At 60.8% G+C, this 11,352-nt stretch carries 6 protein-coding genes and 1 tRNA gene; 3 read left to right on the top strand and 4 right to left on the bottom strand.

Annotated elements, in window-relative coordinates; all coding sequences use genetic code 11:
* The first annotated feature begins 150 nt into the window (after nucleotides 1-150).
* Both lon and HJA_RS00880 read left to right on the top strand, forming a co-directional pair.
* On the top strand, nucleotides 151-2,565 hold the full coding sequence (lon, locus tag HJA_RS00885) for an endopeptidase La (protein ID WP_035577073.1): 2,415 nt from the start codon (nucleotides 151-153) through the stop codon (nucleotides 2,563-2,565).
* 90 nt (nucleotides 2,566-2,655) lie between these two features.
* A tRNA-Val gene (locus HJA_RS00880) sits at nucleotides 2,656-2,731 on the top strand.
* 80 nt (nucleotides 2,732-2,811) lie between these two features.
* Here the strand turns inward: HJA_RS00880 and HJA_RS00875 are convergent.
* The 4 genes from HJA_RS00875 to HJA_RS00860 form a co-directional block, all read right to left on the bottom strand.
* Nucleotides 2,812-4,095 carry a serine hydrolase domain-containing protein gene (locus HJA_RS00875; protein ID WP_206741647.1) on the bottom strand — a complete coding sequence of 428 codons (1,284 nt, stop codon included), beginning with the start codon at nucleotides 4,093-4,095 and terminating at the stop codon, nucleotides 2,812-2,814.
* A gap of 122 nt (nucleotides 4,096-4,217) precedes the next feature.
* Nucleotides 4,218-6,140 carry an asparagine synthase (glutamine-hydrolyzing) gene (asnB, locus tag HJA_RS00870; RefSeq protein WP_035577072.1) on the bottom strand — a complete coding sequence of 641 codons (1,923 nt, stop codon included), beginning with the start codon at nucleotides 6,138-6,140 and terminating at the stop codon, nucleotides 4,218-4,220.
* 30 nt (nucleotides 6,141-6,170) lie between these two features.
* Nucleotides 6,171-7,433, bottom strand: coding sequence for an FAD-dependent oxidoreductase (locus HJA_RS00865; RefSeq protein WP_035577070.1), 1,263 nt, complete (start codon nucleotides 7,431-7,433; stop codon nucleotides 6,171-6,173).
* A 108-nt stretch (nucleotides 7,434-7,541) separates the two neighbouring features.
* Nucleotides 7,542-9,269 carry a sensor histidine kinase gene (locus tag HJA_RS00860; protein ID WP_035577064.1) on the bottom strand — a complete coding sequence of 576 codons (1,728 nt, stop codon included), beginning with the start codon at nucleotides 9,267-9,269 and terminating at the stop codon, nucleotides 7,542-7,544.
* A 389-nt stretch (nucleotides 9,270-9,658) separates the two neighbouring features.
* Here HJA_RS00860 and HJA_RS00855 point away from each other — a divergent pair, with 389 nt between their 5' ends.
* Nucleotides 9,659-11,347 carry a hypothetical protein gene (locus tag HJA_RS00855; protein WP_155839821.1) on the top strand — a complete coding sequence of 563 codons (1,689 nt, stop codon included), beginning with the start codon at nucleotides 9,659-9,661 and terminating at the stop codon, nucleotides 11,345-11,347.
* Nucleotides 11,348-11,352: the final 5 nt, after the last annotated feature.

The following is an 11,352-nucleotide window of genomic DNA, read 5'->3' as shown; positions in this document are numbered from 1 at the left end:
GGTAAATCACAATTTTGTTGCGCAGGGGCCGGGTTGAAGCAGGCCCGGCCACTCTCCACATCTGGTGCATCGCCCGACTCCCGCCATCATTGGCGGGTAGGGTCACATGGTTGCCGCCCGGCGGGACCATAATACGAAGGAGGCAGTTACATGCCAAAGACCAAGAACCTTCCGGTGTTGCCGCTTCGGGACATCGTTGTGTTCCCCGACATGGTCGCCCCGCTCTTCGTGGGCCGCGACAAGTCGGTGCGCGCCCTCGAAATGATCGAGGAAGCGGACAATGAAATCATGCTGGTGGCCCAGCTCGATGCCGCGATCGACGATCCCGGCTCCGATGACGTGCACGGAACCGGCACGATCGCCACCATCCTCCAGCTGCTGAAGCTGCCCGACGGCACCGTTAAAGTGCTGGTCGAAGGCAAGACGCGTGCACGCGTTGCTGAACTGATTGACCGCGGCGACTATTTCGAAGCCGAAGTCGAAGTTCTGGACGAGGTCGAAACGGAGAATTCCGACGTCGAAGCCCTCATGCGCGCCGTGCAGGAGCAGTTCGAGAATTATGTGAAGCTGAATCGCAAGATCCCGCCGGAATCCGTCGGCACGATCTCTGCGATGACCGATCCCGGCCGCCTGGCCGACTCGGTGGCCTCGAACCTCTCTGTCAAACTTTCCGACAAGCAGGAACTGCTCGAACTCACGGACGTGAAGGAACGCCTCGAAAAGGTCTTCGCGCTCATGGAGAGCGAGATGGGCATGCTGCAGATGGAGCGGAAGATCAAAAACCGCGTCAAGCGGCAGATGGAGAAGACCCAGCGCGAGTATTACCTCAACGAGCAGATGAAGGCGATCCAGCGCGAGCTGGGTGAGCAGGGTGAAGGCGGCGAGCGCGACGAGCTGGCCGAACTGGAAGCCCGCATCAAGGAAACGCCGCTGTCCGAAGAGGCCCGTACCAAGGCCGATGCCGAGATGAAGAAGTTGCGGCAGATGTCGCCGATGTCGGCGGAATCCACCGTTGTGCGGAACTATCTCGACTGGTTGCTGGCCCTGCCATGGGGCACGCGCAAGGACATCGAGACCGACCTGGTCAAAGCCGAGAAGCAGCTCGACGACGACCATTATGGTCTTGAGAAGGTGAAAGAGCGGATCCTCGAATATCTCGCCGTGCAGAAGCGCACCGGCAAGATGAAGGGGCCGATCCTCTGCCTCGTCGGCCCTCCGGGTGTCGGTAAGACCTCGCTTGGCCGGTCCATTGCCGAAGCCACGGGACGCGACTTCGTGCGCGTGTCGCTGGGCGGCGTGCGTGACGAGAGCGAGATCCGCGGCCACCGCCGGACCTATATCGGCTCGATGCCGGGACGCATCATCCAGTCGCTGAAGAAGGTGAAGTCGGGCAACCCGCTGTTCCTTCTGGACGAGATCGACAAGATGGGCATGGACCATCGCGGCGATCCGGCCTCGGCGCTGCTGGAAGTGCTCGATCCGGAGCAGAACTCGACGTTCAACGACCATTACCTGGAAGTCGACTACGACCTTTCCGACGTGATGTTCGTGACGACGGCGAACTCGCTCAACATGCCCCAGCCCTTGCTGGACCGTATGGAGATCATCCGCATCGCCGGGTACACGGAAGATGAGAAGCTGGAGATCACCAAGCGCCACCTGATCCCTCAGGTGCGTGAGGATCACGGCCTTGGCGAGGACGAGTTTGTCGTCACCGACCAGGCCATCCGCGATCTCATCCGCTACTACTCCCGCGAAGCCGGTGTTCGTAGCCTGAAGCGTGAGATTGCGCGCCTTGCCCGCAAGGCGGTGCGCAAGCTGGCGGAGCAGGGCGATGGCGCCACGCTGACCGTGACGCCGGAGAACCTCGGCGACTTCGCAGGCGTGCGGAAGTTCCGTTACGGCCTTGCCGACGAGACCGATCAGGTGGGCGCCGTTACCGGCCTTGCCTGGACCGAGACGGGCGGCGACCTCCTAACCATCGAGGCGGTCAAGATGCCCGGCCGCGGGAACATGAAGGTCACCGGGAACCTCCGCGACGTGATGAAGGAATCGATCCAGGCGGCGAGCTCGCTCGTGCGGTCCCGGTCGGTGATGCTCGGCATCAAGCCGACGGTCTTCAACACGACGGACATCCACGTCCACGTGCCGGATGGCGCCACACCGAAAGACGGTCCGTCCGCCGGTGTCGCCATGACCACCGCCATTGTCTCACTGCTGACCGGGAACCCGGTTGACCGCGAAGTCGCGATGACGGGTGAGATCTCGCTGCGTGGCAAGGTGTTGCCGATCGGCGGCCTGAAGGAGAAGTTGCTCGCAGCCCTCCGCGGCGGCATCAAGACGGTCCTCATTCCGGAAGAGAACGAGAAGGATCTCGACGAGATTCCGGAGAATGTGAAGACGGGCCTGAAGATCGTGCCGGTCTCCGACATCAATGAGGTGCTGGAGATTGCGCTGACCCGGCCGCTGACACCGATCGAATGGTCGGAAGCCGACGAGGCGGCGCTGCACGCATCGCTGTCGGGGCAGGGCAGCGGAACGGGCGACCAGCCCCGCGCCCACTAAGGCTCGGCACATTAAAAACACAGGCGGCCGCTTCATCTGGAGCGGCCGTCTTGCTTTTTGTCCCGAGGCCCGGCATGAACGCCGCCGGATGGGCGGTTAGCTCAGTTGGTAGAGCATCTCGTTTACACCGAGAGGGTCAGCGGTTCGAGCCCGTTACCGCCCACCATTCACATCCGGTGCGCCTGTGGCGCACAAATCGATCGAGGATCGATTTGAGGATGTGAATGCGCGCCGCGCAAGCAACCGCTACCCCTCGGTCCCCGTCCGCTTCTCCGCTTCCGGAATTGCATCCGAAATGCTGCGTGCGACCGTTCGCAGGAATTCGATTGTTTTCAGTTCCTTGGCATGTTCCTCGTCCGGCTTCACGCCATAGTCGCGGTTGGAGGAGAGCTTCACTATGGTGATGCCTCGCGCAGGATCGACATAGATGAACTCGTTGTAGACGCCCATGGCGCAGAACTCGAGCGGCGCCGTGCTGAGCACCCACCACTGGAAGCCGTAGCCGAGCGACTGGCCGTAGCCTGAAGGCGCATCCGGCAGGGCAAAGCCACCGGGCATCAGGTGCGGCATGTCCGGGGCCAGAGATTTGTCGACCCAGGCTTCCGGCACGACCTGGCGCCCATGCCAGTTTCCGCGATTACGATAGAGCTCACCGAGCTTCGCATAATCGCGAGCCGTCGCGGTGAGACCGCCAAAGGCCATCTCGACGCCATCCTTATCCACGATCCAGCGTGCCGGGCTTTCCGCGCCGAGTGGCTCCCAGAGCTTTTCCTGCATGTAGGCGGCGAGCGACTTGCCGGTGGAAGCTGCGACCAGCATGCCCAGTACCTGCGTGTCGATGGAATTGTAGAGCCGGTACATGCCGGGCTTGCGGGCCGGGGCCAGTGAGCGGGCGAAGTCGGTCAACGACCCGCCAAGCGCGAAGGTGCGCGCGAAGCGATTGATGTCCGATTTCCAGTCGCTGTAGTCTTCGTTCCAGGACGCGCCGGAACACATCTGCAGGACCTGTTTGATGGTGACACCGTCATAAGCTGAACCTTTCAGGGTCGGCACATGGTCCGTCACCGGATCGTAGATCGAATGTATGTGGCCTTCCTCGATGGCGATGCCGACGAGGGCGGATACAAAGCTTTTCGCGACTGACCAGGACAGCCAGTCCTGCATCCGTCCGCCAGCGCCGGCATAGGTCTCGTGGACGATCTCGCCATCCTTCAGGACAAGCATGGCAGCGGTATCGGTGTCTTCCAGGAAGGCATCCGTATCCCAGGTTTGGCCTTCGTAGTCGAATGTTTCGGGCAGGTCCTGATATGCTGCCTCGGGGAAGGGGCTGCGGTGCTTGGCAGCCGGGATTTCGACGGTCGGGAAAATCTCGGCGATATGGCTGAACGTCCAGTCCTGGCGCGCGCCGGAGAACAGTGTCGGGGCGAGCCGGATGCGCAGGATCGTGCTGCGATAGCGCCAGGCCGCCAGCGCCAGCAGCGCAGCGGTAACGGAAATGATCGCGGAAAGCGGCAAATGCGCAATAGACACGAGAAACCCCAGACTCATCCTTGCCGGGGCATTCCCGGGCTTGAGGTACAGGGGTAACCGATCTTGGTTTCTGCCGGCCTTGGGCGGGGGGTGAAACTTGGCCCCCTCTGGCAAGGCTTTGTTTACGTCATGCTGAAGCGTTCCTGCATCAGCGTGATGCTGGCGACTTTGTGGATCAGGCCTTCGAAAGCGATCTTCTGCTCGCCCTGCAGCATCTTCACCATGTTCAGCGCATTGCGGGCACGGTCAGGATCGATCACCGGCTGTTCTTCCAGTGCTTTGGAGGCGAAGACGTCTTCATACATCTGCATCATCGGGTCTTCCGCATCGGTGACCGGAGGGGCGAGGAAGGGGTGTTTCTCGCGAGTGTAGACCTCGTCGATCAGCACGTCCTTTGCGGCCTCGCGTAGCACATGCTTTTCCGTCGTTCCACGGACTTTCATATGGATCGGCAGACGCGCGGCGCATTCGGCCAGGCGGTGGTCCAGCATAGGCACCCGGCCTTCCACGGAATGGGCCATTTCCATCCGGTCACCCAGGAAGGTGAGGATGAAGTTCGCCATATGCGTTTTGGAATTCAGGTAAAGCGCCTGGTTGAGACGCGAACGGCCATCAAGCGCGCGGCTGACCGGCAACCGGTCCATCACATAGGTGAACGGGTTGGCAGATGGGTGGATACCGGCCATCATTTCATCGCGATAAAGTCCGGACGAGATACGGCCAAGCTGGCCATAGGTCTCCATGAAGGAGGGCACCCAGCCGAGGCGGGTGGCGACTTCCCTGATGGCCGGGTCATCCGCCCCTTCGCGCATGAAGATCGCGCGGGCGGCGGGGTTGGACTCGAAGATCTGCTCGATCATGGCCTGGGCTTCGGCTTCACTGCGGCCTTCGCCATGATGCAGGATCGCATCGCGCTTGAAGGGCAGGTAGCCGCCGAGCATTTCGTCGGCGCCTTCGCCAGTCAGCACGACCTTGATGCCGCGCTGGTTAACCGCGCGGCTGAGCAGGAACTTCGCCACGCCATTTGCATTTACGAACGGTGTTTCGGCATGCCAGACCGCATCGGAATAGGCGGCGGCGAGATCTTTCCGTCCCACGATGATCGGGTTGTAATTCGCCCCGGCAAAAGCCGCCTGCTTCTCGGCGATCGGTGCCTCATTATAGAGTTCATCATCGAAGGCGAGCGTGTAGCACTCAATGGGCCGCGACAGGCCTTGCTGGGCAAAACCGAGCACAGCGCAGGAGTCGATGCCGCCGCTGAGATAACAGGCCACCGGCACGTCCGCGACGAGGCGGTCCCGGATCGACTCCTTCAGGATGGCGCGGAACTCCTCGACGCATTCCGCCTCGCTGCGTGTATCGCTCTCAAGCGCTGCTTCGGTCGGGAAGTCCCAGTCCCAATAGGTGTATAGCTTGATGTCGCCGGGCGTGGCGATGGCGTACTGGCCTTGCGGCACGGACCAGATGTCCTTGAACAGGGTGCGGGCGTGGTCGCGAAAGAGGAAGCCGTCATAAAAAGCGGTTTCAAGGTCCCAGCGAGCCGGCACACCGAGGGCCAGCAGGGCCTTGATCTCGGACGCGAAATAGACAGCCCCCTGATGAACTGTGTAGAAGAGAGGCTTGATGCCGAACCGGTCCCGGATGGCGATCAGGCAGTTCTGGCGTTCGTCTGCGATGACGATCGAGAACTCGCCGCGCAGTTCCTTCAATGCCTGCAGGCCATAGTGCAGATAGAGGTGTAGCGCGATCTCGCTGTCGGACTTGGTCTTGAAAACCGCGCCTTCCGCGAGAAGGCGGTCACGGATTTCGCGGTAGCCATAGAACTCGCCGTTGACGACGATGTGGACATTGCCGTCCGAATTGCTGATTGGTTGGGCGCCATTGTCGAGCCCGATGATCGACAGGCGCGTATGTCCCAGAAACATGGACTTGTTTTCGGAGATCCAGGTGTCCGACGATTCCGGTCCACGATGGGTGAGAGAGGCCACAGCCTTGTCCAATGTCGCGAGCGACACCTTCCCGATTCCTGCGATCAGGCCACACATGGCATTATCTCCGTTCTTTCCGGGCGTGTCTCACCCGAGTGCCTTCAGCATGTCCGGCACCAGGGCTTCATTGTGAATGCAGATATTGGCAACTGACTCGTGAGAGAAAGTTGCGCCGGTATACCAAGTGCGCCGTTCGCCCTGCATCTGGCGCATGCGGGCGATGAGTCCCTTCCGGATCGCGTCGGGATCGTATTCGGCAAAATATTCCCAGATTTCCTGCTGGATCACGGCATTGATCGTGCCGCCCCGCCGGGTCACCTCCTCGCGCAGGATCTCGACAAGTTCCGGCCCGGTATAATCGCCAGGCAGCTGATTGGCGATGTAGAGGTGGCCGCCGAGCCCCGCATCATAGCCTTCCCGCCGGGCGGACATCATCAGACCGGGCTCCACACCCGGCAGGCAGGTTTCGCTGTAGTATTCGATCTGTTCCTGGAACCAGTCCTCGGAAGAGATCAGCGTGGTGGCATAGCCGCCCCAATGAATCGCATCTCCGACAATGCGCTCGGCTTCGGTTGGCTCGAGTAGGGCTGAGAATCTGTCCACCGGCATGGCGCAGATCAGGGCGTCGAACTTTTCCTCTGTTCCGTCATCCAGCACAACAAGGTGCTGGTCTCCGGACCGGTCAATGTGACGGACATGGGTTTCCAGGCGCACATCCATGGGCTTTGCCAGGCGTTCCCAGAACTCGCCCCAGCCTTCGACCGGCATGTAGATCTTGTTTAGCGTGCCGGACAGGATGAGGTCCATGTCCACCCAGCGCATGGCATGCACGATCGGCACGGTCTTGAGGTCGCCATAGCCCATGCCCGTGACCGTGCGCATCATCATCTTTTCGATCTTGCCCAGCTTGCGGGCGCGCAGCCAATCGACAGCCGGGGTTGCGGCTTCCTCGAGGGCTTTCTGGGGTGGGGTATCGGCTTCCAGCGCTTTCAGGAGTTTCCGGCGGGCGCGGACATAGGAGATGCCCTGAATAGCGAGCGGGGCACCCGGGCCGGAATTGAAAAAGTCCCGCGCCGGCACGCCGTCGATCTTGTGCGGCACGATCTGCTGGATGGTGATGCCCTGTTCGCGCATCCATTTCATGACGCGCCGGTGGGACATGATTGTGTAGCAGGTACCGAATTCGATCAGATCCTCGCCCTGGCGCACGCTCAGGGACTTCCCACCTACGCGGTGAGATTTCTCGTAAAGGGTGACGGAATGATCGCTCTGCTCCATCAGGAGTCGAGCGATCGTCAGGCCAGCTGGACCTGCGCCGAGAATGGCGATCCGCTTTCCGCCCGGCTTCATCTGAACTACTCACAACAGCATCAGCCCACAGGACTAGCTCATTGCGCCGCCGATGCAAGGCGAATGCTGCCCCACGCTGGGTTTCAGGAGGAAAACTTCAGAAGGCGTTCAGCCGTTGGCCGTTCGGCGGGGCTCAGGCCTAGTGCTGCCGATCACGGTATCGGTTTTGTGGCCGAAACGTTTGCCCACGATTGCCGAGGAGGGGAGCGTGATCGTGATCGCATTGCCGATCTTGTTGAGCGGACGCACGGTGATTTCAGCGCCCTGGCTGTTGAGATATTTCTTGATCAGCGCCAGTTCGAGGCCGCGAGTCACATACTGGTCGGCGCCGGGGCGGGTCTCGTCGCCATAGGGCTCGAAGAAGTCTGCAACTTCTGCCGGGCTGAGCGGGCGGCCACGGTCGACGATCGTGACGTGAATACGGCCTTCCTCGTCAGGCGTGCAGGTCAGCACGATCGGGTCGATCGAAACCATTGAGGCGCGCTTGAGCAGCTTCACCACCGTGGACGTGAAGCGCGGTCCATCGATCATCACGACATCGAGGTCCTGCGGAATGGAGACCTTGATGCGATCGAAGGTGGAGGTCTCCCAGGTTGCGGCGGCCCAGAGTTGCTCCGGCGAGAGAAGTTCGCGCAGGTCTTCCGGCGCCTCGTTCGAGAACGTGCCACCGGATTCACCTTCGGCATATTCTTCGATGTCGCGCACCAGGTCGAGCAAGTCACGGGCAACCTTGTCGATGCTGTCGCAGTGGCCGCTGATCTCTTCGCGGGAAAACTCGATCTTCGAACCTGACGACATCGCAGACGCCAGCGTCATGATATATTTCAGCGGTCCGGCAAGGTCGGTTGATGCCCGCGAGATGAAGCGCGACCGCGCAGCCAGGGCGTCATTGATCGTTTCCTGCGCAGCGAGAAGGGACCGCTGGGTCTCTTTCTGCAGGTTGATGTTCGTGTGCGTGACAATGAAGTTACGGTTCGCAGACTGGGTTACGGACCGGATAAACCAGTCGCTGCCCTTTACTGAAATCTCTTTGGTGCCGAGATCCACCGTCGTCGGAACGAAGTCAGGAAAATAATTCTGGTGATAGGTGTTTGCCACCAGACGTTCACCGGTCTCGGTGAAGATCGCAAATCCGTGCCGTGAGGTTTCGAGCGACTGTTTCAGCAGGTCGTGCGCACGCTCAGTTTCCGTGCGGGACTCGACCAGTTCCAAGGTGGACTGGAAGAAGTTCCGGGAGCTGACGAGCAGGGCAATCGAAAGTGCAAGGCCGAACAGTGTGGCTGTCATCGCCGTCGCTGTGTGGTGTTGCAGTAGGGCCAGGAGCTGAACCACGGTCGCAGCAGTCATATAGCGGGCGGCCACGCCAACCATGGGGGCAGTGAAGCCAACCACGCCGCAACACATGCCCATCGCAACGCCGATCATGGTCAGCTGCTGCGCTTCGGTCTCGGCGACCGGCGTCAACATCAGTCCCGTCCACCAGAGGCCGAGTATGAACGATCCGATCTCGGCGCGCTTCACGAAGCGGCCGGACGGGACCCGGCCCGTGCTGAGGTCGAGTGGACGCAAACCGCTCCAGAACATGAAACCGGAATAGAGGGCAACCGGCACCCACCACGCAAAGGCGATCGGGCAGAAGCCGGACTCGGAGTCTGCCGAGAACATGGCGAGCAGGATCGTCGCGTTGATCAGCGTCACGACACTGATCGGGATCTTGTATTTCTGGAACCGGCTGAGCATGTGCAGGTTCATCGGTCCGCGCACGCTCTCATCGATCTTCGGTGAACCGAAGAGGATCAGGTCAAGGAACGTGAAACGGGTCGCCGCACTGGTCATGCGGCCACATAATCACAACTCAGATAAGTTATAGTTCACGCCGAAAAGAGTTTTGCGGGTCGGCATTAACCACTCATTCACCCGCGATCCTGTCGCAATTGCTTCAGTTTGCATGTTTTATGCCTGGCACCGTCATTAAGGACTGGCATGTCCGCGTCCTGAAAAGCGTTCATTCGTTATGCACAGTATTCCACAAGGCAAGGCCCGGAAAAGGCTCGACCTGTCGCTGCGCCGGTGGCTTTAGCTATTCCTATACCTGCCGTGGCTATGGTTACCGCCAAAGAGGCACGTGGGTCAGGACGGGTATGACATCTGCTAGCTCAATCTCACGCGCGGCGCGTCTCTGGACGTGGCTGCTCGGCGGATCAATCTTTCTGAGTGTTGTGGCGGTGAGCCTACTTAAAGGCAGGCTTGGCCAGCCCGGGCCCGATGGCGATGATGTCATGCGGCTTGTGCAGATCCGTGACCTGCTGGCGGGGCAGGGGTGGTTCGATCTTCATCAGTATCGCCTTGGGCCGGATGGCGGCACGCTGATGCACTGGTCCCGGATACCGGATCTTCCGGTTATTATGCTGACGGGTCTGTTTGACCTGTTCCTGCCGCAGGACACAGCACTGGCCTGGGCCATTTCGGTCTGGCCACCGCTCAGCATGCTGTTTGTTCTGGGCGGGCTCGTTCTGGCCGCGCGGAATCTCGATGGGGGCAGACTGCTCGTCTTTACCTTCATTGTCGCGCTGCCTGTCCTGTTTGCCCATTTCCGGTTCCTCTCCGGTGCGCTCGACCATCACAATCTTCAATTCGGTTTCCTTGCTATCGCGGTCGGGGCTTCACTGGACCGTCAGGCCGCACCGAAAAACATGGTGCTGAGCGCCGTCATGCTGGCACTGTCTGTCGCTGTCGGGATTGAGCTTTATCCCTTCGTTGCGGTCATTTGTGGATTTCATGCACTGGACTGGGCCGCGCGCGGGACAGAGGTGCGGCGTGGAACGATTGCGTTTGGCGTAACATTGGCAGGAACAACGGCGGCTTGCTTCTTCGCAACGGTACCTCCGGCGCTCTGGAGCCGGGTTTATTGCGACAGCTTCTCCATTATCAGCTTCCTCGCCCTTGCGATTGGTGGTGGCGGCCTGGCGCTCGCAGCGGCGTTCCTGTCAGGGCGCAGTATGCGCATCCGGCTTGCGGGGCTCGCCGGCATAGGTCTTGCCTGCGGCGTGGTGTTTATCTTTCAGGGGCCGCAATGCCTGGCAAACCCGATCGATGTGCTGGCCCCGGATGTGCGCGAGATCTGGTTTAATTCGATCACCGAGGCGCGGCCCATGTTCGCGCAGGATGGTGGGCGCTGGCCTTTCATTGCCTATGCGATGGGAACCAGCGTGGTTGCGCTGGGCGTCTCCATCTATGGCATTATCCGTAGGCGGGACATTCGCACCTGGAGCCTGTTTGCCTTGCTTTTGACGATGGCGCTCGTCCTGATGTTGTATCAGGTCCGGTTCTATGCCTTCGGTAGTTTGCTGGCGATTGTCCCCTGTGCGCTCTGGGTGTCGGATGTCCATGCCCGTGGCCCGGAGGAGGGAGGCAACCGGGTCGCGTATCTCTTGCCGCTGGTTCTTGCCAACCCTGCGCTTTGGGCGCTTCCCCCGACGCTTATCGCGCCATTGCCTCAGGATAAGCCATCGGAGGAGCTGGCCTGTCTTTCCGATCAGGCCCTCGCCGCGCTTTCGTCGGTGCCGCCGGGCATGATCCTGTCGGATGCGAACATTGGATCCTACCTCCTGAACGAGACACCGCACTCGGTCATGAGTGCAAACTATCACCGCGATACGGCGGGTATCGGTGCGAGCCTTGAAGCCTTCGGGCTACCGCCAGCGGAGGTGCCAGCCTTGCTGGCAAAGAACCAGGTCGACTATGTCCTCCTGTGTCCGGGCGCGCCGGAAAACAAGACGTTTACCGCGCTCCGGCCAGACGGTTTCCTGGCCCGTCTTGCGGCAGGAGAGGTTCCGGGCTGGCTGAGGCCCGTCGAGCCAATGCCGCAGGATGAGACATCCGGACGCCTCTATAAAGTGGTGCCTGCCAGCTGATCCAC

The sequence above is a fragment of the Hyphomonas jannaschiana VP2 genome, from assembly GCF_000685215.1.
Taxonomy (GTDB): domain Bacteria; phylum Pseudomonadota; class Alphaproteobacteria; order Caulobacterales; family Hyphomonadaceae; genus Hyphomonas; species Hyphomonas jannaschiana.
The sequence above is the reverse complement of the archived record's forward strand: the minus strand, read 5'-3'. Positions and strand labels throughout refer to the sequence as shown.